Source organism: Microbacterium psychrotolerans (assembly GCF_031085295.1).
Lineage (GTDB): Bacteria > Actinomycetota > Actinomycetes > Actinomycetales > Microbacteriaceae > Microbacterium > Microbacterium psychrotolerans.
The window spans coordinates 115991-141164 of sequence record NZ_JAVFWO010000007.1 but is presented as its reverse complement, the minus strand read 5'-3'; the positions used below and the strand labels follow the sequence as shown (position 1 = coordinate 141164).

Below are 25174 nucleotides of genomic sequence, written 5' to 3'. Positions count from 1 at the left end.
ACCAACCCCCACCCTCCAACCACACCCCCGAAGAGACGCGGCGTACTAGTAGGAACCAGCTGCGCTGATGCCCTGTCAAATGTTCCACCCTTGAGCCCCAGCCACACACGAACGGCATGGTACTGGGTCCTGGAACCCCCGAAGAGGTCCAAGTGCTCCTTAGAAAGGAGGTGATCCAGCCGCACCTTCCGGTACGGCTACCTTGTTACGACTTAGTCCTAATTACCGATCCCACCTTCGACGGCTCCCTCCACAAGGGTTGGGCCACCGGCTTCAGGTGTTACCGACTTTCATGACTTGACGGGCGGTGTGTACAAGACCCGGGAACGTATTCACCGCAGCGTTGCTGATCTGCGATTACTAGCGACTCCGACTTCATGAGGTCGAGTTGCAGACCTCAATCCGAACTGGGACCGGCTTTTTGGGATTCGCTCCACCTCACGGTATTGCAGCCCTTTGTACCGGCCATTGTAGCATGCGTGAAGCCCAAGACATAAGGGGCATGATGATTTGACGTCATCCCCACCTTCCTCCGAGTTGACCCCGGCAGTATCCCATGAGTTCCCACCATTACGTGCTGGCAACATAGAACGAGGGTTGCGCTCGTTGCGGGACTTAACCCAACATCTCACGACACGAGCTGACGACAACCATGCACCACCTGTTCACGAGTGTCCAAAGAGTCCCCTATTTCTAGGGTGTTCTCGTGTATGTCAAGCCTTGGTAAGGTTCTTCGCGTTGCATCGAATTAATCCGCATGCTCCGCCGCTTGTGCGGGTCCCCGTCAATTCCTTTGAGTTTTAGCCTTGCGGCCGTACTCCCCAGGCGGGGAACTTAATGCGTTAGCTGCGTCACGGAATCCGTGGAAAGGACCCCACAACTAGTTCCCAACGTTTACGGGGTGGACTACCAGGGTATCTAAGCCTGTTTGCTCCCCACCCTTTCGCTCCTCAGCGTCAGTTACGGCCCAGAGATCTGCCTTCGCCATCGGTGTTCCTCCTGATATCTGCGCATTCCACCGCTACACCAGGAATTCCAATCTCCCCTACCGCACTCTAGTCTGCCCGTACCCACTGCAGGCCCGAGGTTGAGCCTCGGGATTTCACAGCAGACGCGACAAACCGCCTACGAGCTCTTTACGCCCAATAATTCCGGATAACGCTTGCGCCCTACGTATTACCGCGGCTGCTGGCACGTAGTTAGCCGGCGCTTTTTCTGCAAGTACCGTCACTTTCGCTTCTTCCTTGCTAAAAGAGGTTTACAACCCGAAGGCCGTCGTCCCTCACGCGGCGTTGCTGCATCAGGCTTGCGCCCATTGTGCAATATTCCCCACTGCTGCCTCCCGTAGGAGTCTGGGCCGTGTCTCAGTCCCAGTGTGGCCGGTCACCCTCTCAGGCCGGCTACCCGTCGACGCCTTGGTGAGCCATTACCTCACCAACAAGCTGATAGGCCGCGAGCCCATCCCCAACCGAAAAATCTTTCCAACCCCCACCATGCGGAGGGAGCTCATATCCAGTATTAGACGCCGTTTCCAGCGCTTATCCCAGAGTCAGGGGCAGGTTGCTCACGTGTTACTCACCCGTTCGCCACTGATCCACCCAGCAAGCTGGGCTTCACCGTTCGACTTGCATGTGTTAAGCACGCCGCCAGCGTTCATCCTGAGCCAGGATCAAACTCTCCATAAAAAAATGATGCCACCAACAACCCGGGAAAACAGATCGAAAGCAGCGAGTTCAACCATGACCAAAAACGAATATCAAACTGACATCCATGAATTGATCCAAAAAGGACCCCCACCAACCAAACAAATGGTCAGCGAGGATACAAAAATTGGCATTTGACAAGTGCACGCTGTTGAGTTCTCAAAGATCGGACGCACCAGCCAGCGCGAATCTCTCGACCCGCTGCCCCGGCTGGGCAACTTCACTATCTTATCTCGCTGAAGCGATCCCGTCAAATCGACCGGAGCTCCTCGAGCGAGGCTCCAACCCTGACCGCAAGCGGACGATCCGCGAAGCGGATCTTCAGGAGTGGAGGTTGTTCACTGCTTGAGGGGAGCCAGGCCTTCCGGCCTTCCGCTCTACCCTTTGGGGCGAACAAGTAATACTTTACGTGCGACCCGCCCACCCGTCGAATCCAGCCCGCACCCCGGGCGTGTCGCACCCCCCTACCCGCGGAATCACGCGGATTCCGCCGCTCGAGCCACCTGCGCGGCGAGGCGGAGATCGGCGGCGAGTCCCGCGATCGCCTCGCTCCGCTCGCCCGAATCGCGCAGCCGCAGCACCGCCGAGGGGTGGATGCTGACGACCGTCGTGCGTCCGCCGCTCTCGATGGGCGTGCCGCGCTCGGCACCGATCTTGACGAAGCGGCCGAGCACCGCACGGGCGGCCGTTGCGCCGAGGCAGACCACGACGTCCGGATCCACTGCGGCGACCTCGGCCTCGAGCCACGGCCGGCACGCCGTGATGTGTCCCGCATCGGGACGGCGGTGTATCCGACGCTTCCCTCGCTCCTCGAAGCGGAAGTGCTTGACCGCGTTGGTGACGTACACGTCCGCGCGGTCTATTCCCGCGGCCACGAGCGCCTGCGCGAGTACGCGACCCGCAGGGCCGACGAAGGGCTCGCCCTCGAGATCCTCCCGGTCTCCCGGCTGCTCCCCCACCAGGATGAGCCGCGCGGCGGGGGCACCCTCGCCGAACACGGCCTGCGTCGCTTCGCGCCACAGCTCGCAGCCGCGGCATCCCTGCACGGCCGCGCGCATCAGATCGAGGTCGGGCTCCTCCGGCACCCACGCCTGCGCACCGGGCCGTTCGACGTCCATGCCGGAACGGTACGACGCCGCCGCATCACCACGCAGCCCCTGGCCGAGCCACGCTGTCGGGGGTATCTTCCGCCCGTCGCGCCGGGTCAGGCGCGCGCGGAGCGTCGCGCGCGCAGCGCCTGGATCACGATGCAGACGACCACTGTCGCCGCACCCCACACCGCGCACGCCGGTGGAAGCACCCGGTAGGCGAGGTGCGCGACCGTGAACTCCGCGTCGAGCGGACCCTGCACCGCCAGCCCCCACACCCAGGCCACCGCGAGCGCGACGGGGAGCGACACCCACCACGCCCAGCGCAGCGCGTCGGGCAGGACGCGCGGAACGGATGCCGCGACCGGCCGTCTGCGCAGCCACACCACCATCCACACGCCGATGATCGCGAGACCGGCCACGCTCGACCCGTGCTGGAGCCACTTGTAGCCGGGCAGCTGCCCCCAGTCCGCCGCCAGCGCGGGGATCGCCACCGAGCCCCACCGTCCCTCGTGCGTGAACAGGTCCCACACGATGTGACTCACGACGCCGATGAGCAGCGAGATCACGAGCAGCAGCATCCCGGTCCACTGCGCACGCCGTCCGCCGGGCCGGGCGATCGCGAACGTCTCTCGCCACGCGGCGCCGCCTCCGGCATCCCACTCCCCCGGCAGCCGCGCGGCGAGCCATCGCGGCGAAAGCTCACGCGCGGCCGGCCGCAGCACGCAGCGCCATCCGAGCAGCAGGACGAGCGCGAGCAGGACCGTCGCCGGCAGCCACTCGAACGCATGCGTGCGGCCGTAGTGCAGCGGGAGTCCCCGGATGAACAGCGGCAGATCCGGCGTCATCGCCCCGATCGCGATCGCGGCGGGCACCAGCGGCGTGCGGAGGAAGGGCAGCGCGACGACGGCGTGGCTCGGGGTGAACGGCATCCGTCACCCTGCCGCCGGCGTCGCGCTGCCCACCGCGCCGCGTCAGCCGACGAAGACGCCCGCGAGCGTCTTCTTGCCGCGCCGGAGCACGGAGACTCCGCCGGGAAGCGTGCCCGACACCGTCGCCACGTCGTCCTCGACCTTCGCGCCGTCGAGCGAGACCCCGCCCTGCGCGATCGCCCGGCGGCCTTCCGACAGGCTCGAGACCAGCCCGGTGTCGACGAGCGCCTGCACCACAGTCGTCCCCGCGGGCACGGCCGCGTTCGGCAGCTCCTCGAGCGCATGGCGCAGCGTCGTCGCATCGAGCGTGGCGAGGTCGCCCTGGCCGAAGAGAGCCTCGGATGCCGCGATCACGGCGGCCGCGGCATCCGTCCCGTGCACGAGGCTGGTGACCTCCAGCGCGAGGCGCTTCTGAGCGGCGCGACGGAACGGCTCCTCGGCGACGAGCCGCTCGTACTCCTCGATCTCGGCCCGCGTGAGGAACGTGAAGATCTTCAGGCGCTGCACCACGTCGGCGTCATCGGTGTTGAGCCAGAACTGGTACATGCGGTACGGGCTGCACATCGCGGCATCGAGCCAGATGGCATTGCCCTCGCTCTTGCCGAACTTCGTGCCGTCGCTGTTGGTGATCAGCGGCGTTCCGATGGCGTGCACCGAGACACCCTCCACGCGGTGGATGAGATCGGTGCCGCTGGTCAGGTTGCCCCACTGGTCGCTGCCACCCGTCTGCAGGACGCAGCCGAACTGACGGAAGAGCTCCAGGTAGTCCATGCCCTGCAGGATCTGGTAGCTGAACTCGGTGTAGCTGATGCCCGCCTCGGAGTTCAGCCGCGCCGCGACCGCATCCTTCTTGAGCATCGTGCCGACGCGGTAGTACTTGCCGATGTCGCGCAGGAAGTCGATGGCGCTCAACGGCGCCGTCCAGTCGAGGTTGTTGACGATGCGCGCGGCGTTGTCCCCCTCGAAGCTCAGGAATCGCTCGACCTGCGACTGCAGGTATCCGACCCACTCGTTCACCGTCTCCTTGGTGTTGAGCGTGCGCTCGGCCGAGGGACGCGGGTCGCCGATGAGGCCGGTCGATCCGCCGACGAGGCCGAGTGGCTTGTGGCCGGCGAGCTGCAAGCGGCGCATCGTCAGGAGCTGCACGAGGTTGCCGAGGTGCAGACTCGGCGCGGTCGGGTCGAAGCCGCAGTAATACGTGATCGGGTCCCCGGCGAGAAGGGCGCGCAGCGCTTCCTGATCGGTGGACACATGCACGAGTCCGCGCCATACGATCTCGTCCCACACGTTCTCGAACGCCGGGTCGATCGCAGGCGCGGTCGCGCTCACGAGGGTTTCAGACACGCGAGCCAGGCTATCAGCGCGGATGCGGAAGCTCGTGCGCGGCCGGATCGGATGCTTCGACTCGACGAAGCAGGCCGAGCCGAGGCATCCGGATCAGACCGCCGCGTCCAGCCGCGCGAGTTGCTCGGTCGTGAGTGGAAGGCGCACGGCCTCCATCGCTGCGTCGAGCTGGTCGAGGTTGCTGCCGCCGAGCATCGGTCGCACGCCGTGCGCCACGTGCCAGGCCAGCACGGTCTGACCACGCGTCGCGCCGCTCTCCGCCGAGACCCCGTCGAGCGCGGCGAGGCGCCGCTCATTGCCGACGTGGTCGTACGGCTCCGGGATCTGCTTGGCAGGATTGTCGTAGGCGCCCGCCAGCAGCGGCGTGTGCGCCCACACCTCGAGCCCGTGGGCGTCGGCGTAGTCGCGCTGCTCGTCGCTCAGCACGCCGAAGCGGTGCTCGACCCCCGGAGGCCGGGTGCCCGGGCGCACGCGCAGATACGTGGCGTTGAGCTGCAGGGCGTCGATGGGGAGCGATCCGATCGCGCGCGCATGCGCACGGGCCTGCTGCCCTCTCCGGGTTCTCGCTCAACACGCTTCGGTACTACGAGCGCGAAGGCATCCTCCCGCAGGTCTCCCGCAGCGCCGGCGGACACCGCCAGTACTCGGAGGCCGATCTCGGAACTCTGGGCTTCCTCAAATGCCTCCGCGAGACCGGCATGCCGGTCGAACGACTGCGGCGCTATGGTGCGCTGTGCCGCGACGAGTCCACCGTTCCCGAGCGGATCGCACTGCTCGAGGAGCATGCCGCTGCCGTCGACGAGGCGATCGCCGACCTCCGCACGCAGCGTGACAAGCTCACGGAGAAGCTCGACTGCTACCGCGGTCGGGTCAGTCCGGCGGCCGACACCGCGACGTCGTCGCTATAGTCACGTGACTCAATGGTCTGCTACTTTAGCCTACAGACTTTCATTGATAAAGCTTCACTGCTAAACTGGCCGTCACTTGATCTCCTGGACTAAAGGGAAAGCGATGTACGTCCTCACAGCCGATCAGCGTGCCAGCCGCGTCAACGCCGACGCCGTCCCGTCCGCCCTCGCCGTCGTCACGCGCCGCGGCGCCGGCGGGCTCGCGCTGCCGCCGGAGCGCACAGCCGGTGACGAGCTGCAGGTGGCGGTCGCCGACGCCTCGGCGGCGCTGTCGATCGTGCTCGAACTGACGAGGACGGGCGAATGGAGCGTCGGCCTGGGTGTCGGTGCGGTCGAGTCGCCTCTTCCGCAGAGCGTCCGCGCCGCACGCGGGGAGGCCTTCATCAACGCGAGGGATGCTGTCGATCGCGCCAAGAAGACGCCGACCCGGGTGGCCGTCACCGCAGCCGCGGGCGGAGAGGACGCCGAAGCGCTCATCCGCCTTCTCGTCGAGCTGCGCGACCGCCGCAGCCCGGAAGGCTGGGAGGTCTACGACCTGCTCGCCGACGGGCTCACACAGCGCGACGCCGCCGCGCGTCTGGGCGTGTCGGAAGGCGCCATCAGCCTGCGCGCCAAGGCAGCGGCGCTGCGCGTCGAAGAAGCCGCCGTGCCCGCACTGGAGCGCGTGCTCGCGCACCTGGACGACGGGACGCGCACCGCCTCGGCGCCCGAACGCGGGTGAGCGCGACGGCGACGGCCGGCTTCGCGCGCACGGGATGCCGAACCCGGGCGGCGTCCGGGGCTCGTGCCAGACTGACGCCATGGTCCTCCCCGACGTCGTGCTGACGGCCGCGCTCACGATCTTCCTGTTCGTCGCTCTGTGCGCAGCGCTCGTGCTGGTGGTCGTCAGTCTGCGCAAGCCGACGGACGTCCCGCTCATCGTCGCGGGCGTCCTCGTCGTGCTGTGCCTGCTCGCGGTGACCGTGTCGCCCGTCAATGTGCCGCTCCTCCTGGGCTTGGGCATCGCGCTCCTCGGAACCGCCCTGGCGGTCCTCGGCGGCAACCCCATCACCCGGCGCATACTCGACGTCGCGAGCCACGGCCGCGTGGAAGAGGGCGACAACGGCGGCATCCTCCTGCGCGCACCCTCCCTGCCGGGCGCCGTCGCCGGCGAAGGCGGTGGCGCCGTCCGCGAGGTGATGCGCGGGGGCACCACCATCGGCTATCTCGAACGTGTCGCGGTGACGCTCGGGATCATCGCGGGGTTCCCCGAGGCGATCGCCGTGATCGTGGCCCTCAAGGGCATCGGCCGCTTCTCCGAGCTCGCCAGCGCCGAGGCGCGGGAGCGGTTCATCATCGGAACCCTGGCGAGCCTGGTGTGGGCGTGCGTCGTCGGCGCGCTCGTGCGGCTCGCGATCTGGTGATCGCCGCCGAGAACCCGAGGGCTAGAGCCCGAGGGCGTGGGCGGTGGCCTGCACCCGCTGGATCAGCTCGGCCCGCTGCTCGGCCACTCTGACCGGAGCCGTGCCGCCGACGCCGGTGCGGCTCGCGACGGAGCCCTCGACGCTCAGCACCTCGCGCACGTCGGGCGACAGGTGCGCCGACACCGATGCGAGCTGCTCGTCGGTGAGCTCGTGCAATTCGATCCCGTTCTCCTCGCATACCCGCACCAGGTGGCCCGAGATCTCGTGCGCGTCGCGGAAGGGCACGCCGCGCTTGACGAGCCACTCGGCGACATCGGTCGCGAGCGAGAAGCCCTGGGGGGCGAGCGCCGCCATACGGTCGGTGTGGAAGCGCATCGTCGCCACCATGCCGGCGAATGCCGGCAGGACGGTCTCGAGCGTGCGTACCGAGTCGAAGACGGGCTCCTTGTCTTCCTGCAGGTCGCGGTTGTACGCCAGTGGGAGCGCCTTGAGGGTCGCCAGCAGCCCGGTGAGGTTGCCGATGAGACGGCCCGCCTTGCCGCGCGCGAGCTCCGCGATGTCAGGGTTCTTCTTCTGCGGCATGATGCTCGAACCCGTCGAATAGCCGTCGTCGAGCGTCACGAAGCCGAACTCCCGCGTGTTCCAGAGGATGATCTCCTCCGCGAAGCGCGAGACGTCGATGCCGATCATCGCCGCGACGAACGCGAACTCGGCGACCACGTCGCGCGACGACGTGCCGTCGAGCGAGTTCTCGGCGGGCCGGTCGAGACCGAGCTCGCGGGCGACGAGCTGCGGGTCCAGCCCGAGCGTCGAGCCGGCGAGCGCGCCGCCGCCGTACGGCGACACCGCGGCACGCGCGGACCAGTCGCGGAGGCGCTCGAGGTCGCGCAGCAGCGGCCATGCGTGCGCCTGCAGGTGATGGGCCAGCAGCACCGGCTGCGCGTGCTGCAGATGCGTGCGACCGGGCATGACGGCATCGGGGTGCGCTTCCGCCTGCGCGACGAGGGCGTCGACCAGGCGCAGGATCTCGCGCGCGACGGTGCGCGAGTGGTCGAGCAGGTACATCCGCACGAGCGTCGCGATCTGATCGTTCCGGCTGCGGCCGGCGCGGAGCTTGCCGCCCAGCTCGGCGCCGACGACACCGATCAGCGCCTGTTCCAGGGCGCCGTGCACGTCTTCATCGGATGCCGCGGGCCGCAGTGTGCCCTCGGTCAGGCCTCGCGCGAGCACGTCGAGGCCGTCGTGCATCGCGAGTTCCTCGTCAGCGGTGAGATACCCCGCCGCGGCCAGCGCCTTCGCGTGCGCGTGCGAGCCTGCGATGTCGTACAGCGCGAGGTCCCAGTCGAAATGCGTCGATCGGCTGAGCTCTGCGAGCTCCGGGGACGGCCCCGTGGCGAAGCGGGCTCCCCACAGTGCGCCTTCGTTGGTGCCGTCAGCCTTCGATTCACTCACTCGACAAGCCTATCCGCAGGGCTCGTGCGCCCTCGCTCGTCAGCCTGGCCGCCGGGACGGCGGTCCCCGGGGACGGCGAAACGCGACGCCGCATCCAGGACGGTCTCCAGTGGACCGCGTCCGATGAGCAGCGCCCACACGGTGCAGAGGATGACGGTCGCGATCGTGAGGGGCCAGAAGGGCTGCAGATCGCGGAATCCGCCGAGGTCGCCGACGCGGTCGAGCGTCACTGCCGCGATCGCCGCCCACACGACCAGCTGCAGCGTGTACGCGCTGAGCGGCATCGCACCGACGGCGCGCAGCGGCAGCACGATCCACCTCACCACGGTGCGGCACAGCAGCAGGCACGCCCCGAGCACGGCGAGTGCGAAGCCGCCGGATCCGACGACCTCGAGCAGACCGGTGGAGTGCGGTCGCGCCGTCCAGAGCGCCCCGAGGAAGGAGGCCGCCTCCGCCTCGGGACGTGCGCCGGAGACGGCATCCGCCCCGTAGGCGACCGCCGCGAGGAGTGCGCCGACGGTCACCAGCCACACCTGCACCTTGAGGCGCGTCACGCCCGCTCGCGCGGCACCGAGTCCGGCGACGACGAACGCGATCCACGTCGTGAACGGATAGTGCCAGCCGAGGGCCATCGACACCGGGTATCCCGCGGCCGACGTCCACAGGGGCAGCGCGTCGAGGAAGACCTGCACGAAGGGCATGACGACGGCGAGGGCCGCGGCGAGCGGCAGCAGTACGCGGGCCGGCAGCGACGTCAGCGGGAGCGCGAGCAGGAACATCAGGGCGTACGCGGGGAGGATCACGTACACCGGCACACCCGTGGCGATGAGCAGGATCCCCAGCACCCACAGCAGTCCAGCCCGCACGGCGAGCCGCCCGCGCGCCGTGGTCATGCGTGCCGCGGGCAGCGGGGACCGTCCGCCCGTCATGAGACCGATGGAGACGCCGGCGAGTGTTGCGAACAGGATCGACGACCGGCCCTCGACGACCGTGATCCAGGTGTCTGGCCGGCTCCAGTCGAAGGACCCCGTGATCCATAGCAGGTGCGCCGCGAACATGCCGAGCACGGCCAGCCCGCGCGCCAGATCGACCCCGCCGATGCGGCGGGGCCCGCTCAGCCGATTCCAGCGCGACGCGAGCCAGCCGTCGTCACGCGGCACGGTGCGTTCCGTCCGGCTTCGCTCGCTCAACGACCGGGAACCCTTCCGCGCCCGTCCCGCTCAGCCCTGACGGAGGAGCCAGACCAGCAGGGCTTTCTGGGCGTGGAGCCGGTTCTCGGCCTCATCCCAGACCACGCTCTGCGGACCGTCGATCACTTCGGCATCGACCTCGTACCCCCGGTCCGCCGGCAGGCAATGGATGAAGATCGCGTCGTCCTGCGCGAGCGCCATGAGCTCCTGGGTCACCTTGTACCCGCCCAGGTCGCGCAGCCGCTCGAGCTTCTCCTCCTCTTTGCCCATCGACACCCACGTGTCGGTGACGATCACGTCGGCACCGGCCGCCGCCTCGTTCGCGTCGGTGTAGAGGGTGACGGATCCGCCGGTCTCGGCCGCACGTCGGTCGGCGTCCGCGATCACGTCGTCGCGCGGGGCGTACGTCTCGGGCGATGCGACGCGCACGTGCATCCCCGCCGTGACGCCCGCGAGCACGTAGGAGTGCGCCATGTTCGACTTGCCGTCGCCGAAGAACGCCAGCGTGAGACCCTTCAGCTCGCCCTTGTGCTCCTTGATCGTGAGGAGGTCGGCGAGCAGCTGGCAGGGGTGGAAGTCGTCGCTGAGGGCGTTGATGACCGGCACGCGCGTGCCTTCGGCCATCTGCTCGAGGCCGGCCTGGGCGTAGGTGCGCCACACGATCGCGGCGACCTGGCGCTCGAGCACGCGAGCGGTGTCGGCCGGTGTCTCCTTGCCGCCGAGCTGGCTGTTGGCGGTCGAGATGATGAGGGGCGACCCGCCGAGGTCGGCGATGCCGACGGCGAACGACACGCGCGTGCGGGTGGAGGACTTGTCGAAGATGACGGCGACCGTCTGCGGGCCTTCGAGGGACTTGAGCTTCCAGCGGTCCTTCTTCAGCGCGACGGCGAGATCGAGGATCTCATCCTGCTCGGCCTGAGTCAGGTCGTCGTCGCGCAGCAGATGGCGGGTCATGCGGGAACCTCCGTCGGGGACTCGAGAACCAGGGCGTCCTCCACGGTGCGCAGCGATGCCGTGAACAGCTCGATGAACTCGTCGATCTCGACGTCGCCGATCGTGAGCGCGGGAACGAGCCGGATGGTCTCGTCGTTCGGCGCGTTGATGACGAGACCGTGCTCCTGCGCCGCCGCCACGAGCGCCTTTGCGACGGGATGCCGCAGCCCCACGCCGATCAGGAGCCCTGTGCCGCGGCATCCGTCGATCAGCTCGGAGTCGATGCCCTCGATCGCCGCCCGCAGCTGCGCGCCCCGCTCGGCGGCGTTGCGGACCAGGTCGGCACGCTCGATCTCGCCCAGCACGGCCCCCGCGACGGCGGTGCCGAGCGCGTTGCCGCCGAAGGTCGAGCCATGGGTGCCGGGATAGAACAGCTCGCTGGCGCGGCCGAAGGTGATGAGCGCGCCGATCGGGAAGCCGCCGCCGATGCCCTTGGCGACCGTGATCGCGTCAGGGGTGATGCCCTCGTGCTGGAAGGCGAACCACTCCCCCGTGCGGCCGGCGCCGGTCTGGATCTCGTCGATGATGAGCAGCGCGCCGTGCCGCTCGGTGATCTCGCGGGCAGCGGCGAGGTAACCCTCCGGCAGCGGCAGCACGCCCGCCTCGCCCTTGACGGGCTCGACGAACAGCGCGGCGACGCGGTCGTCGATCGCCGCCTCGAGCGCCTCCACCGTCGAGTCGATGAACTCGACGCCCGGAGTCATGGGCAGGAAGGGCTCCTGCATGTACGGCTTGCCGGTGAGGGCGAGCGTGCCCATCGTCCGGCCGTGGAACGCGTCGTTCAGCGCGAGGATGCGCGCGCGCTCGGTGCCGCCGTGAAGGCGGGCGAGCTTGAACGCGGCCTCGTTCGCCTCAGCGCCGGAGTTGCCGAAGTACACCCGCCCGTCGTCGCCGGTGCCGGCGAGGCGCTTGAGCGTCGCGGCGAGCGCCAGCTGCGGCGGCGTCGCGAAGTAGTTCGAGACGTGCGCGAGCGTCGCCGCCTGGGTCGCGATCGCATCCACGAACACCGGGTGCGCGTGGCCGAGCGAGTCGACCGCGATTCCGGCGAGGAAGTCGAGGTACCGCTTGCCGTCCGCGTCCCAGAGGTACGAGCCCTCACCGCGGACGAACATCTGCATGCGAGCGCCGAAGCTCTTCACGAGGTCGCGCCCCGCATCGTCCTGCCACGTCATCCGAGCACCACCTCTGTTCCGATTCCCTTGCTGGTGAAGATCTCCACGAGCACCGAGTGCGGCACCCGCCCGTCGATGATGGCCGCGGTCTCCACGCCGCCCTCGACGGCCTCCAGGCACGCCGCCATCTTCGGGATCATTCCCGACTCGAGCGTCGGCAGCAGCGCCTGCAGCTCGGTCGAGGTCAGGTGCGACACGAGCGAGTCGCGGTTGGGCCAGTCGGCGTAGAGCCCGGCCACGTCGGTGAGCACCACGAGCTTCGCGGCCCCCAGCGCGACGGCCAGAGCGGATGCCGCGGCATCCGCGTTGACGTTCAGCGAGTGCCCGGGGTGGTCGAGGTCGGGTGCGATGCTCGACACCACCGGGATTCGGCCCGCGGCGAGCTGGTCGAGGACCGGCTGCGGATCGACCTGGACGACATCGCCCACCCGGCCGAGATCGTGCTCGACGCCCTCGATGACCACGCCGCGCCGGCGGCCGCCGAACAGGCCGGCGTCCTCCCCGCTGAGCCCCGTGGCGACCGGGCCGTGCGCGTTGATCTTCGACACGAGCTGCGGATTGATCTGCCCGGTGAGCACCATCCGCACCACCGAGATGGCCTCGGTCGAGGTGACGCGGTAGCCGCCCTTGAACTCGCTCGGGATCGCCAGGCGATCGAGCATCGACGAGATCTGCGGACCGCCGCCGTGCACCACGACCGGCTTCACCCCGACGTAGCGGAGGTAGGCGATGTCGGCGGCGAAGGCATCCTGCAGCTCCTCGCTCACCATCGCGTTGCCGCCGTACTTCACCACGACGATCTGGTCGCGGAAGCGCCGGAGCCAGGGCAGCGACTCGATGAGGGTCACGGCGCGCGCACTGGCTTCGCCGGGATCGGTCTCTTGCAGGTCTGTCATGAGGAGTAGGCGCTGTTCTCGTGAACGTAATCGTGAGTGAGGTCGTTGGTGAGGATCGTCGCCTCCGCCGCTCCGACCTTCAGGTCGATGACGAGATCGGTCGCGCGAGGCGTCAGATCGACGTCCTCTCGCGGCGCGTCGGGGCCGCCGTGCGAGCACACGCGAACGCCGTTCATCCACACGTCGACGTCGTACGGGTCGAACTCGGCCTGCGTGGTGCCGATGGCGGCGAGCACGCGGCCCCAGTTCGGGTCGTTGCCGAAGATGGCGGCCTTGAACAGGTTGTTGCGGGCGACCGAGCGTCCCACCTCGACGGCGTCCTGCTCGGAAGCGGCGTTGATGACCTGGATGGTGATGTCGTGGCTCGCGCCCTCGGCGTCGCCCTGCAGCTGCTGCGCGAGGTCCTGGCAGACGTCGGCGAGCGCCGCGGCGAACGCGTCCGGGTCGGGCGTGACGCCCGACGCCCCGCTCACCATGAGGGTGACCTGGTCATTGGTCGACATGCAGCCGTCGGAGTCCAGCCGGTCGAACGTGCGCCCGGTCGCCCGACGGAGCGCCGCGTCGGCCTGGGCGGCGTCGAGGACGGCGTCGGTCGTGATCACCACGAGCATGGTCGCGAGGCCGGGCGCCAGCATCCCGGCACCCTTCGCCATGCCCCCGATCGACCAGCCGTCCCGCGTCACCGCGGAGCGCTTGGGCCGCGAGTCGGTCGTCATGATCGCGAGGGATGCCGCCTCGCCGCCGTCGTCGGAGAGCTCGGCGATGCCCTGCTCGGTCCCGGTGAGCACCTTGCTGCGGAAGACCTCGTCGCCCGTGCCGATCAAGCCCGTCGAGCAGACCAGGATGTCCCCGGCGCTCACCCCCAACAGCTCCGCGGCCTTCTCGGCGGTCTGGTGGGTGGTCTGGAAGCCGAACGGGCCGGTGAAGCAGTTCGCGCCGCCGGAGTTGAGCACGACGGCCTCGACCACGCCGTCACGGACGGCCTCCTGCGACCACAGGATCGGGTTCGCCTTCGCGCGGTTGCTCGTGAAGACCGCCGCGCCGACCTTGAGCGGGCCGCGGTTGACGACCACGGCCACGTCGGGCTTGCCGGTCGACTTGAGCCCGACGGCGACGCCCGCCGCTTCGAATCCCTGGGGCGCGGTCACGCTCACGGGGCGACTCCGTTCACGGTGAGCGCGGTGCCCTCGGCGAGACCCAGCGCGATGTTCATGGACTGCACGGCGGCTCCGGCCGTGCCCTTGACGAGGTTGTCGACGGCCGTCACGACGACCACCCGGTTCGCAGCCCGGTCGATCGCCAGGCCCATCAGCGCCGTGTTCGCGCCCAGCACGTCGGCCGTGCGCGGGAACTCCCCCACCGGCAGCAGCTGCACGAACGTCTCGTCGCCGTACGCGGCCTCCCACGCGGCGCGGATCTCGTCGTCGGTCGCCCCGGGCGCGATGGGCGCCGTCGAGGTGGCGAGGATCCCGCGCGACATGGGCACCAGAACGGGGGTGAAAGAGATCCGGATGCCCTCATCGGGCGTCGCCGATCCGGTCTCCGAACCCGTCGACCGGCGCGCGGCGGCGAGGGCCTGGCGGATCTCGGGGATGTGCCGGTGCGTGCCGCCGACGGCATACGGATTGGCTGTGCCGAGGACCTCGCTGGCCAGGAGGTTCGTCTTGAGGCTCTTGCCGGCGCCCGACGGTCCGACCGCCAGCACCGTCACGATGTCTGAAGGGTCGATGACTCCGGCCGCGACGCCCGGAGCGAGGCTCAGGCTCACGGTCGAGGCGTTGCAGCCCGGCGCGGCGATCCGGGTCGCACCGACGAGCCTGTCCCGCTGCTTGGACCCGGCGACCGGGAGCTCGGGTACGCCGTACACCCAGGGGTCGTGGAAGTCGCCGCCGTAGAAGCGATCCCAGTCGGCGACCGACTCGAGACGGTGGTCGGCGCCCGCATCGATCACGAGGGGCGTGTCGCCGAGCGCGTCGGTGTACTGCCCCGACTGTCCGTGCGGCAGCGCCAGGAAGACGATGTCGTGCCCGGCGAGCACGTCCGGAGTGGTCTGCTCGAGGCTAAGGTGAGCGAGCGACCGCAGGTGCGGCTGATGCTGGATGAGCGGCTGTCCCGCGTTGGAGTGCGCGGTCACGGTGCGGATCTCGACGTCGGGATGCGCGGCGAGGATCCGCAGGATCTCGCCGCCCGCATAGCCGGATGCGCCGGAAACGGCGACCGAATATGTCATGGATTCCACCTTAGAGTCTGGGGCTGCGGGCCGGAGACGGCGACGCCCGCTCGCAGACGTCCATGACGAGGACGGCGGTGCGGGGGTCGCCTAGAGTCGGCGCTCGCCCAGACGGCGTCGGCGCGCGGGAGCGGCGCTCGGAAGGAGCGTCGGAAGTCCCTGGGTCGCCGAAGGCATGCGCCGACGATAGCCGCCGGGTCGCGGCATCCGCAAATCGAACGCGACCACCGGCGTCATGTGCCCTCGCCGAGATCCCCTGTCTCGCGTGCGACGCTCTGGGCGTTCGGCGAGACCGCGTATCTCGTCGGGCGAGATCACGCGAGGAGGTCGCGCAGCAGTTCCCGCTCCTCGTCCCGCGTGAGACCGGCGCGGCGCTCGCGGTCCAGACCGCGCTCGCGCTCGTCGGCCAGCGTGCGCGCGAGCGTGTCGCGGACCGGGCGCAGCCGGCCTCCCAGCAGCCGGTACGCGGTGTTCGAGCGGGTCCAGAAGCCGGGCATATCGGCGGGCAGCCACAGCGGCAGCGAGCGCGGTCCCATCCAGTACGCCACCCCATGAGACTCCAGCCACGCATCGTCCGCCGGCACGACGGATCCGGTGTGCCCGGCCACCTCACGGGCGTCCGCGAGCAGCCGGTCGAGGTCGACGGGATCCCCGACCGCGTTCACGACGCCCGTCCATCTCTCGCGCCCGATCGCCTGCACGAAGTCGGCGAGGTCGTCGACGTCGATCACCTGCGCGCCGCGATCCGTCGCCTGCGGCGTGAGCACCTCCGCGTCGGCGGCGAGCGCGAACCGCCCCACCCAGTATCCGAATCGGTCGGTCGGGTCTCCCGGACCCACGATGAGGCCCGGACGCACGATCGCCGCGCGGAAACCGAGCGACTCGCGGACAGATGCCTCGGCCCGCACTTTCGCGCGACCGTAGTCCTCCTCGGCACCGGGGTCGCCGAGCACCAACAGGTCCGCCGATTCGTCGGCGCCGGGCTCGTCGTTCGTGGCGTAGACCGACAGCGTGGAGATGTACGTCCAGTGCCGCGTCCGGTCCGCCAGCGCATCGAGGGCGGATGCGACGTGCGCCGGGTTCGACGAGACGTCGACGATCTCGTCCCAGTCCCTGCTCCCCACCGGAGCGTACGCGTCGTCCGCGTCCCGGTCGCCGACGACGAGGGTGGCGCCGTACGGTGCCTCGCGCCCGCCTCGAGCGAGGCAGGTGACTGCGGCGCCGGCATCCGTCCACCGCTCGGCGATGCGCCCGCTCAGCCAGCCCGTCCCGCCCAGCACCAGTACGTCGGTCATCCCACCACCCAACCAGACGCGCTCACGAGGTCGCCAGAGCCCTTGCTCTCACCGGGTCTCCACATCCCGCGCTGTCATCCAGAGCGCGTGTCGTGCACCGATCGCGACATGGGCGGTCGGCAGGCTGCGCCGTCAGCGCCCGTCGGCGGCGAGCACGGCATATTCCGCAGCGACCACGTCGCGCGCCCTGCGCGAAGACAGAAGCTCGAGCTCTTGGGATGCCGGCAGGTCGGCGAACAAGGGGATCCCGCCACCCACCAGCACCGGAACGACGTGCAGGAGGAGCGCGTCGACGAGGCCCGCGCGGAGGAACTGCTGCGCCGTGTGCGGGCTTCCCATGATCACCACCTCGGCGTCGTCTGCGACGGCCTCGGCCTGCGCCAGGATGCTCGACGGCTCTCCCGAGACGTAGGTGAACAGCGTGCCGTTCCTGGCTTGGGGTGGGCGGGCCTCGTGAGTCACCACGAACACCGGGCTCGAGAAGACGTCGTCGTCGCCCCATGGCTCCTGGCCGGCGTCCCACGTGCGTCTGCCGAAGATGATGGCGCCCGCCCTGCGGAATCGTTCGACCAGTTCCCTCGCGACATCGTCCCCGCCCTGAGGTCCGGCGTCGTCGAGCCAGCGATGCAACCGGGACAGGTCGTCCCCGGGCGCGGCCGCGTACCCGTCGACCGAAACCGTGACGTACAGCACCGTCGAGCCCATGTCGGATCCTCCGTCCCCGCGCCGGAGCTTCCGGCGTGAAGAGGCTACGTCCGCAAGTGGTCCAGTGGTATGGTCCGCTGAGATGTCGCAGAACTGGACCACTTCAGATCTTTCGCTCGCGCTCGCCGTGGCAGCCGGCCCACGGTGGGGAGCACGACTGCAGGCGGCGCTGCGTGACGCCGTCCGCGCCGGTGTCCTCCGGGAGGGAGACGCACTGCCGTCGACTCGCGAGCTCGCGGACCACTTCGGCGTCGCGCGCGGCACCATCGTGCGGGTCTACGAGCAGCTCGGCGCTGAGGGGTACCTGACGTCGCGCGCAGGTGCGCGCACCCGCATCTCGTCCGGCGCTGTGCCCGCGAACCGCACGCCGCCTCCCCGCGCTCCGGGCGCACCACCGCGCTGGGATCTGCGCCCAGGGGTTCCCGACCTGCGCAGGTTTCCTGCGGCCGACTGGGTGTGGGCGTACGGCGAAGCGACGCGGCGGATCGGATCGAGCGATCTCGACTACTCGGACGGCCGAGGTCACCCTCGAGCGCGGGAGGCGGTCGCCGACCATCTGCGGCGCGTGCGCGCCGCAGCGACGACCGCCGATCAGGTGCTGCTGTGCCAGGGGTTCGCGCAGGCGCTCTCCCTGGTGCTGCCCGCCCTCGCGGCGCGCGGCGTGCGCGTCCTCGCCGTGGAGGATCCCGGAGACCGGAGCGTCGATGCGGTGGCTCGAGCCGTGGGCCTGAGGCTCGCACCGATCCCCGTGGACGCGAGCGGTATGCGGGCCGATCTGCTGGCGGATTCCGGTGCTCAGGCGGTGCTCGTCACACCCGCGCACCAGTCGCCGACCGGCGTCGTGCTCTCGGCAGCTCGCCGGCTCGAGTTGGTGGAGTGGGCAGCGGGCTCCGGAGCCTGGATCGTCGAGGACGACTACGATTCCGAGTTCCGCTACGACCGCACTCCGCTCGGCGCCTTGCAGGGGCTCGCCCCCGATCGCGTGGTGCTCATCGGATCGGCGAGCAAGACGCACGCACCCGCAACCCGCGTCGCCTGGATGGCGGCACCGGCGTCGCTCGTCGATGGACTCGCGGCGCGACGACGTGTCGCGGACCGCGGCGGACCCGCGCTCCATGAACTCGCCTTCGCCGCGCTCGTCGACTCCGGTCGCCACGACAAGCACGTCCGCGCGATGCGAAGCGCCTACTCCGCCCGTCGCGCGGTTGTCCTGAGCGCTCTCGAGCGGCTCCTTCCGACGGCTTCCTTGACCGGGCTCGCCGCCGGGTTCCACGGCATCCTCCGCCTGCCGCCGGGCGTCGACGAGCTCAGCGTCGTGACCGCAGCGACCGACCGCTCGCTGCGGGTCACGGGCCTCGCGTCGTTCGCACGAGCCCGCAGGGATCTGCCGCCGGCACTCGCGCTGGGCTTCGGAAACCTCGATGAGGGAGCTGTGTGGGAGGCCACCGCACACCTGGCCGAAGCGATCGACGCGGCATCGCGCCGCCCGGCAGTGCCCGCCACCGAATGAACGGCTTCGGCCGGGATGACGGATGCCGCCCCCACAGGGAGGCGGCATCCGGTGCGGACTGATGCTCGCGCTACTCGCGCAGGGTCGCGCCGAAGCGCTCGGTCGCCGCGGCGACGCCGGCCAGCTTCGCCTCAGTGGCCTCGGCGGCCGTGAGCGTGCGGTCGGGAGCGCGGAAGCGCAGCGCGAACGTCAGGCTCTTGGCGCCCTCAGACACACCCTGCCCGCGGTAGTCGTCGACGAGCCGCAGCGACTCCAGCAGTTCGCCCGCGCCCTCCGCGAGCACGGCCTGCACCTGGGCGGCCGGCACGTCGGCACGCAGCACGAGCGACACGTCCTGGGTCGCGGCCGGGAAGCCCGACAGCGACGCGGCGACGACCTTCTCGCCGGCCAGCGACAGAACGAGATCGAGGTCGAGCTCGGCGACGATCACGCGACCGGGAAGATCGGATGCCTCGGCCACCGCCGGCAGCAGTTCGCCGACGTAACCCACCTCGACGCGGTCCCCGGCGCTCGTCGACGCGACCGACAGCACGCCCGTGCGGCCGGGGTGCAGTGCGGCGCGCTCCCCCTGCGTCACATCGATCGTGACGCCCGCGGCCGCCGCGATGGTGCGGACGGCATCCAGAGCATCGGCGAGCTCCGCCGCCACAGGCGCGACGCCGGGCTGCTTGGCCACCAGGTTGCCGGTCAGCAGCACGGCGACGTGCCGGTGCTGCGGCGGGATGGAGGCGTCGAGTTCGGTCAGCGTCGCGGCGTCCGGGCGCACGGCGAGCGGAGGCACGTGGGACGTGCCGTACTGCACACCGGGCTCGGGAAGGAAGACGACACCCGTCTCGAACAGCGACAGGTCGGTCAGTCCGCGCGCCACGTTGCGGTGCGCGACCTGCAGCAGGCCCGGCACGAGCGACCGTCGCAGGAACGGCGACTGGCCATCGAGCGGATTCGCGAGCTTGACGCTCGGCAGGTGCTCGCCCGACGGCGAGCCGTGCAGATCGTTCTGCTCCTCGGTGGTGAATCCGAACGACGGCGTCTCGACGTAGCCAGCGGCCGCGAGCGCGTTGGCGACGCGGCTGCGGCCCTGCTGGGCCGGGGTGAGTCCGCGGCCCGACGGCGGCAGCGGCAGCACCGACGGGATGCGGTCGTAGCCCTCGATCCGGGCGACCTCCTCGGCGAGCGTCCACTTGTCGGTGAGGTCGGGCCGCCACGACGGTGGAATGACCTGCCAGCCGGCGGCGTCGTCCTCGGCCGGCACGACCTCGCAGCCGATGAGGCGGAGCGCCGCCTCGATCTGTCCGGGCGTGTAGTCGACACCGATGAGGTGCTGCACGAACAGCGGCGGAAGCTCGATGCCGGGCATGAACACCTCGGCGAAGAGCGCCGCGCCATAGGCGTCGTCGCTCGTGCCCCCGGCGTACTCCTCCATCAGGTCGGCGACCCGGCGCGCGGCCACGAACGGCACGAGCGGGTCGACGCCGCGCTCGAAGCGACGTGAAGCTTCGCTGGGGAGCTTGTGCCGTCGCGCCGTGCGGGCGATCGAGACGGTGTCGAACGTCGCGGCCTCGATCAGCACGTTGCGCGTCGCGTCGCTCATCTCGGTGGCGCCGCCGCCCATGACCCCCGCGAGGCCGATCGGGCCGGAGTCGTCCGTGATGAGGAGGTCTTCGGGGTCGAGGGTGCGGACCTTGCCGTCGAGCGTCTCGAGCTTCTCGCCGGCCGTCGCCCGGCGCACCGTGATCCCGCCCTGCAGCTTGTCGAGGTCATAGCCGTGGATCGGCTGGCCGAGCTCGAGCATCACGTAGTTCGTGATGTCGATCAGGATGCCGAGCGAGCGGATGCCGGCGAGCGATAGGCGCGCGATCATCCACGCCGGCGTGGGCTTGGTGGGGTCGACGCCGCGCACGACACGCGCGACGAACTCGGTGACGCCCGAACGGCCGCGGATGGGTGCGGCGTCGTCGGCGGTGACCGGGAACCCCTGGCCGGGTGCGATCTCGTCCCACGCGCGCTCGGCAGGGTCCCGGAATTCGGCACCCGTCGAGTGCGAGTACTCGCGGGCCACGCCGCGGATCGAGAGCGCGTACCCGCGGTCGGGAGTCACATTGATCTCGACGGCGACGTCGTCGAGGCCCAGCAGCGCGATCGCGTCGGTGCCGACGGGCGCGTCGATGCCCAGCTCGACGAGACGGAGGATTCCGTTGTGCTCCTCGCCGAGGCCGAGCTCGCGTGCGGAGGCGATCATGCCGTCCGACACGTGCCCGTACGTCTTGCGGGCGGCGATGGGGAACGGTCCGGGAAGGACGGCGCCCGGGAGGGTCACCACGACCTTGTCGCCCGCGAAGAAGTTGCGGGCACCGCAGACGATGCCGTGCACCGCGTCGCCGCCGTCCGCGGCGGTCTCGCCGTCGGGCGCGACGCGCACCTGGCACCAGCGGATCGTCTTGCCGTTGGACTGCGGCTCCTCGACGAACTCGAGCACCTCGCCGACGACGATGGGGCCCTGCAGCTCGAAGCGGTGGACGTCCTCCTCCTCGAAGCCGACGCGCACGAGTGCCGCGAGGACGTCCTCGGGCGAGGCATCCGCCGGAACGTCGACGTACTCACGCAACCATGAGAGCGGGACGCGCATCAGACCACCATTCCGAACTGCTCGCTGAAGCGGACATCGCCCTCGGCCATGTCGCGCATGTCCTGGACATCGCTGCGGAACATGAGCGTGCGTTCGACGCCCATGCCGAACGCGAAGCCCGAGTACTCCTCGGGGTCGATCCCGGCCGCTCGCAGGACGTTGGGATTGATCATGCCGCAGCCGCCCCACTCGATCCACCGCGCTCCGCCCTTGAAGGTCGGGTGCCAGAGGTCGAGCTCGGCCGACGGCTCGGTGAAGGGGAAGAAGTTCGCCCGGAAGCGGGTCTTGGCCTCCGCGCCGAACAGCACCTTGGCTGCGTGGTCGAGCGTGCCGCGAAGGTGGGCCATCGTGATCCCCTTGTCGACGACGATGCCTTCGAACTGGGTGAAGACGGGCAGATGCGTCGCGTCGAACTCATCGGTGCGGTAGACGCGCCCCGGGCACAGCACGTACAGCGGCAGGTCGCGCTCGAGCATGGATCGCACCTGGACGGGGCTCGTGTGGGTGCGCATCACGAGGTGCCGCTCGACGGGATCGACGAAGAACGTGTCCTGCATCTGACGCGCCGGGTGGTCGACGTCGAAGTTCAGCGCGTCGAAGTTGAACCACTCGTGCTCGAGCTCGGGACCCTCCGCGATCTCCCAGCCCATGCCCACGAAGATGTCGGCGATCTGCTCCTGGAGGAGGGAGATCGGATGCCGCGCGCCGACGCGCGCGCGGGCGGCAAGCGCGGTGATGTCGACGCGCTCCGCCTCGAGCTTCGCGGCCGTCTCCGCCGCGGCGAGCTCCTCCTCGCGCGCCGCGAACGCCTGGTTCACACGGCCGCGCGCCTGGCCGACCAGCTTGCCGAACTCGGCCTTCTTGTCGTTCGGCACCTCGCGCAGTCGCGCGTTGAGCTTCGCCAGCGGCGAGCCCTCGGCGCTGTGGGCGGAGCGGGCAGCCTTCAACGCCGCGGTGTCGGGCGCGCCGGCGATCGCTGCAAGGGCGGCGTCGACGGCGGCGTTCACCGCCTCAGGGGTGATCTCGGTGTTCTCAGCAGCGTCTGACACGAGAGACGAGTCTACCGACGGCGGATGCCTCGACCCGCCGCTGCTCGCCCACGACCGGTGGGATCGGCGTCAGGCGCCGCCGCCGGTCCGCGCGTCGGACTGCGCGACGATCAGCTCGGTGTCGGTGCCGCCCTGGCCGGGCTGATTCGCCGCGGCGACGGCCGTCACCTTCGGCGACCGGCGTGTGCGCCGCTCGACGAGGTAGGCGATGTACGACAGTGCGAGGCAGAGCGCCACGTAGATGGAGCCGCCGATGATCGCGGACGGGATGAGCGGCGAGTTGTACAGCGCCTGCGACCCCAGCAGCTTCACGAGGTACAGCAGCTCGGGGTACGTGATGATGAAGCCGAGTGCCGTGTCCTTCAGTGTGACCACGAGCTGCGAGATGATGACGGGAAGCATCGCGCGGATCGCCTGCGGCAGCAGGACGAGCCGCATGACGCCGGCCTTGCGCAGACCGATGGCGTAGCCGGCCTCGCTCTGACCGCGCGGCAGCGATTCGACGCCCGCGCGGATCACCTCGGCCAGAACCGAACCGTTGTAGGCGATGAGGGCGATGACGACGGCCCAGTAGGGAGTCATCTTGATGTCGATCACGGGCAGGCCGTAGTACAGCAGCATCATGAAGACGAGCACCGGGATTGCGCGCAGGATCTCGACGATCCAGCCGACCGGCACACGCAGCCACGCGTGCTCGGACATGCGGCCGAGAGCGAGGATGAAGCCCAGGATGATCGCGCCCACCGCCGCCACGCCGAACGCGGCCAGGGTGTTCCACGTGGCTTCGAGGAACAGCATCCAGATCGCCGAATAGCTGAAGAGCTCCCACTTCTCGGGGCTGAGCTGGCCGGTGTCGTAGAAGCGCCAGACCACCCAGCCTAGGAACAGCAGGACCACCAGGATGGTGACGGCGCCGATGATGCGATTGCGGACGACCGCCCGCGGTCCGGGGACGTCGTACAGGACGGAGCCGCTCATCGCGCGATCCTCCACTTGACCTCGAGGGTTCGCTGGAGCCACGCCAGGAGCAGCACCAGGATGACGAAGACCACCATCACCCACAGCAGTACCACGAGCTGATTCTCGCCGCGCTCGCTCAGCCAGGTGCGCACCGAGCCGAGGTTGAGCACCGAGAACCCGGCGGCCACGGTGGTGTTCTTCAGCAATGCGATGAAGACGCTCATCATCGGCGGGATGACGGAGCGCGTCGCCTGCGGGAGCACCACCAGCGACATGACCTGCCCGAAGGTGAGGCCCAACGCGCGTGCCGCCTCCGCCTGCCCGACCGGGACGGTGTTGACGCCGGAGCGGAGGGTCTCGGCGACGTAGGTCGCGGTGTAGATGCCGAGCGCCGCGGTCGCCAGCACGATCGGCGACACCCGCTGCTGCAGCAGGATCGGCAGGCAGAACGCGAAGAAGAACATGACGAGCGTCAGCGGCGTGTTGCGGATCCAGTTGACGTATATGCCGCCCACGGCCCGCGCGATCGGCACCGGCGAGACCCGCATCGCTCCGACGATGAAGCCCAGCACGAGCGCGATCAGGCCACCGCCGAAGAACAGCACCAACGTGCCGACGATGGCCTCGCCCCACAGGTCGAGGTTGTCTGTGATGGCTCCCACGGCTCCGCCTTCCTCATCCGAACATCGTCATGGATGTTCCGCGGCGGCGCCGAGGGCGCCGCCGCGGGTTTCGGTCACATTGCCGGGTCGACCTCAGGCTGCTCGCCTTCGACGCCGGCGTCGCCGAGGTTGTTGTCGAAGATCTGCTGCCACACGTCGCCGCCGTCGGTGAACACCGTGTTGATGTACTCCTGCAGGGCGGTGTCGTCCTTCGCGAGGCCGACGCCGTATCGCTCCTCGCTGAAGACGTCGCCGACGACCTTCAGGTTGTCGGGGTCCTGCGCGGCGTAGCCGATGAGGATCGCCTCGTCGGTCGTCACGGCGTCCACCTGGCCGTTCTTCAGGTCTTCGACGCATGCCGAGTAGGTGTCGTACTCCTTCGTCTGCGCCGTGCCGAGATCCTTGATCCGCTGGATCGAGGTCGAGCCCGTCGCCGAGCAGACGACCATGTCGGACGTGAGCGAGTCGGGGCCGTCGATGGTGTCGTTGTCGGCGGCGACCAGCAGGCCCTGGCCGGTGATGAAGTACGGACCCGCGAAGGAGATCTGCTCCTTGCGCTTGTCGGTGATCGAGTAGGTGCCGACGTAGTAGTCGATGTCGCCGTTCACGATCGCCTGCTCGCGGTTCGCGGACGGGATGGGGGTGAACTCGATCTGATCCTCGTCGAAGCCGAGTGATGCGGCGATCCACCGGGCGATGTCGATGTCGAAGCCGGTCCGCTCACCGGTGGTGGGGTCCAGGTAGCCGAGACCGGGCTGGTCCTCCTTGACGCCGACCTTGACCGAGCCGCGCTCCGTCATCGCGTCGAACGTGGGGCTGCCTTCGAGGGTGACGTCGGTGGCGACCTCCCACGGCGTGCCGGAAGTCTCCTCCTCACCGCCGCCGGCGGTCTCGGACGGCGATGCCCCCGGCGTGCCGCTGTTGCACGCGGTGAGGGCGAGCAGGGCTGCGGCGGCGAGGCCGAGTCCCGCGATCATCTTGGTCTTGCGCATGGGTTCCTCCTGTTGCATGTGTTTCCACGGGTTCCGTATGTCGGTGCAGGTCGAGTCTGGAGCG

General features: G+C 69.5%; 22 protein-coding genes and 1 rRNA gene. 4 read left to right on the top strand and 19 right to left on the bottom strand.

Translation table 11 applies throughout. The annotated features are described in order from the left end of the window. Nucleotides 1-163: 163 nt before the first annotated feature. The 5 genes from Q9R08_RS19460 to Q9R08_RS19440 form a co-directional block, all read right to left on the bottom strand. Nucleotides 164-1685, bottom strand: a 16S ribosomal RNA gene (locus Q9R08_RS19460). Between the two features lie 494 nt (nucleotides 1686-2179). Then, nucleotides 2180-2821, bottom strand: a complete 642-nt coding sequence (locus tag Q9R08_RS19455; RefSeq protein WP_308869836.1) for a UdgX family uracil-DNA binding protein — start codon at nucleotides 2819-2821, stop codon at nucleotides 2180-2182. Between the two features lie 86 nt (nucleotides 2822-2907). Next, a complete protein-coding gene (locus tag Q9R08_RS19450; protein WP_308869835.1) occupies nucleotides 2908-3723 on the bottom strand; it encodes a DUF4184 family protein in 816 nt (271 codons plus the stop codon). 42 nt (nucleotides 3724-3765) lie between these two features. Further along, complete coding sequence (gene tyrS / locus Q9R08_RS19445; RefSeq protein ID WP_418001381.1) at nucleotides 3766-5052, bottom strand: tyrosine--tRNA ligase; 1287 nt, start codon at nucleotides 5050-5052, stop codon at nucleotides 3766-3768. A gap of 108 nt (nucleotides 5053-5160) precedes the next feature. Continuing rightward, entirely contained in the window at nucleotides 5161-5538 is a 378-nt protein-coding gene (locus Q9R08_RS19440; RefSeq protein ID WP_308869833.1) for an aldo/keto reductase, read from the bottom strand. Nucleotides 5539-5582: 44 nt separating this feature from the next. On the opposite strand from Q9R08_RS19440, the gene Q9R08_RS19435 reads away from it, so the two are divergent. From Q9R08_RS19435 to Q9R08_RS19425, 3 genes are all read left to right on the top strand, one after another. Next, a complete protein-coding gene (locus Q9R08_RS19435) occupies nucleotides 5583-5975 on the top strand; it encodes a MerR family transcriptional regulator (RefSeq protein ID WP_308869842.1) in 393 nt (130 codons plus the stop codon). 103 nt (nucleotides 5976-6078) lie between these two features. After that, on the top strand, nucleotides 6079-6696 hold the full coding sequence (locus Q9R08_RS19430) for a DNA-binding protein (RefSeq protein ID WP_308869832.1): 618 nt from the start codon (nucleotides 6079-6081) through the stop codon (nucleotides 6694-6696). Nucleotides 6697-6775: 79 nt separating this feature from the next. Beyond that, nucleotides 6776-7378, top strand: coding sequence for a hypothetical protein (locus Q9R08_RS19425; RefSeq protein WP_308869831.1), 603 nt, complete (start codon nucleotides 6776-6778; stop codon nucleotides 7376-7378). Between the two features lie 21 nt (nucleotides 7379-7399). Here the strand turns inward: Q9R08_RS19425 and argH are convergent, their stop codons facing one another. The 9 genes from argH to Q9R08_RS19380 form a co-directional block, all read right to left on the bottom strand. Beyond that, nucleotides 7400-8830: an argininosuccinate lyase gene (argH, locus tag Q9R08_RS19420; protein ID WP_308869830.1), complete on the bottom strand. Its 1431-nt coding sequence runs from the start codon at nucleotides 8828-8830 to the stop codon at nucleotides 7400-7402. Beyond that, nucleotides 8827-9990 (bottom strand): heparan-alpha-glucosaminide N-acetyltransferase domain-containing protein, encoded by a 1164-nt coding sequence (locus Q9R08_RS19415; RefSeq protein WP_308869829.1) that lies wholly within the window; start codon nucleotides 9988-9990, stop codon nucleotides 8827-8829. Before Q9R08_RS19415 ends, argH begins: the two co-directional genes overlap by 4 nt. A gap of 60 nt (nucleotides 9991-10050) precedes the next feature. Continuing rightward, a complete protein-coding gene (gene argF, locus Q9R08_RS19410; protein ID WP_308869828.1) occupies nucleotides 10051-10974 on the bottom strand; it encodes an ornithine carbamoyltransferase in 924 nt (307 codons plus the stop codon). Further along, nucleotides 10971-12185: an acetylornithine transaminase gene (locus Q9R08_RS19405; protein WP_308869827.1), complete on the bottom strand. Its 1215-nt coding sequence runs from the start codon at nucleotides 12183-12185 to the stop codon at nucleotides 10971-10973. The genes argF and Q9R08_RS19405 overlap by 4 nt, the downstream gene beginning before the upstream one ends. Continuing rightward, a complete protein-coding gene (gene argB, locus Q9R08_RS19400; RefSeq protein ID WP_308869826.1) occupies nucleotides 12182-13081 on the bottom strand; it encodes an acetylglutamate kinase in 900 nt (299 codons plus the stop codon). The genes Q9R08_RS19405 and argB overlap by 4 nt, the downstream gene beginning before the upstream one ends. Then, nucleotides 13078-14235: a bifunctional glutamate N-acetyltransferase/amino-acid acetyltransferase ArgJ gene (argJ, locus tag Q9R08_RS19395; RefSeq protein ID WP_308869825.1), complete on the bottom strand. Its 1158-nt coding sequence runs from the start codon at nucleotides 14233-14235 to the stop codon at nucleotides 13078-13080. The genes argB and argJ overlap by 4 nt, the downstream gene beginning before the upstream one ends. Next, on the bottom strand, nucleotides 14232-15311 hold the full coding sequence (gene argC / locus Q9R08_RS19390) for an N-acetyl-gamma-glutamyl-phosphate reductase (RefSeq protein WP_308869824.1): 1080 nt from the start codon (nucleotides 15309-15311) through the stop codon (nucleotides 14232-14234). Before argC ends, argJ begins: the two co-directional genes overlap by 4 nt. 314 nt (nucleotides 15312-15625) lie before the next feature. After that, entirely contained in the window at nucleotides 15626-16606 is a 981-nt protein-coding gene (locus Q9R08_RS19385) for an NAD-dependent epimerase/dehydratase family protein (protein ID WP_308869823.1), read from the bottom strand. A 132-nt stretch (nucleotides 16607-16738) separates the two neighbouring features. Then, nucleotides 16739-17311, bottom strand: a complete 573-nt coding sequence (locus tag Q9R08_RS19380; protein WP_308869822.1) for a dihydrofolate reductase family protein — start codon at nucleotides 17309-17311, stop codon at nucleotides 16739-16741. Between the two features lie 82 nt (nucleotides 17312-17393). Between Q9R08_RS19380 and pdxR the strand changes: the two genes are divergently transcribed. Then, on the top strand, nucleotides 17394-18821 hold the full coding sequence (pdxR, locus tag Q9R08_RS19375) for a MocR-like pyridoxine biosynthesis transcription factor PdxR (protein WP_308869821.1): 1428 nt from the start codon (nucleotides 17394-17396) through the stop codon (nucleotides 18819-18821). Between the two features lie 70 nt (nucleotides 18822-18891). Here the strand turns inward: pdxR and pheT are convergent, their stop codons facing one another. The 5 genes from pheT to Q9R08_RS19350 form a co-directional block, all read right to left on the bottom strand. After that, entirely contained in the window at nucleotides 18892-21447 is a 2556-nt protein-coding gene (pheT, locus tag Q9R08_RS19370) for a phenylalanine--tRNA ligase subunit beta (protein ID WP_308869820.1), read from the bottom strand. Next, complete coding sequence (gene pheS / locus Q9R08_RS19365) at nucleotides 21447-22496, bottom strand: phenylalanine--tRNA ligase subunit alpha (protein ID WP_308869819.1); 1050 nt, start codon at nucleotides 22494-22496, stop codon at nucleotides 21447-21449. The genes pheT and pheS overlap by 1 nt, the downstream gene beginning before the upstream one ends. Nucleotides 22497-22565: 69 nt before the next feature. Beyond that, entirely contained in the window at nucleotides 22566-23474 is a 909-nt protein-coding gene (locus Q9R08_RS19360) for an amino acid ABC transporter permease (protein WP_308869818.1), read from the bottom strand. Next, the gene (locus Q9R08_RS19355; protein ID WP_308869817.1) at nucleotides 23471-24118 is read right to left on the bottom strand and encodes an amino acid ABC transporter permease; all 648 of its coding nucleotides are present in this window, start codon (nucleotides 24116-24118) and stop codon (nucleotides 23471-23473) included. Before Q9R08_RS19355 ends, Q9R08_RS19360 begins: the two co-directional genes overlap by 4 nt. Nucleotides 24119-24192: 74 nt before the next feature. Next, a complete protein-coding gene (locus Q9R08_RS19350) occupies nucleotides 24193-25110 on the bottom strand; it encodes a glutamate ABC transporter substrate-binding protein (RefSeq protein ID WP_308869816.1) in 918 nt (305 codons plus the stop codon). Nucleotides 25111-25174 lie beyond the last annotated feature (64 nt).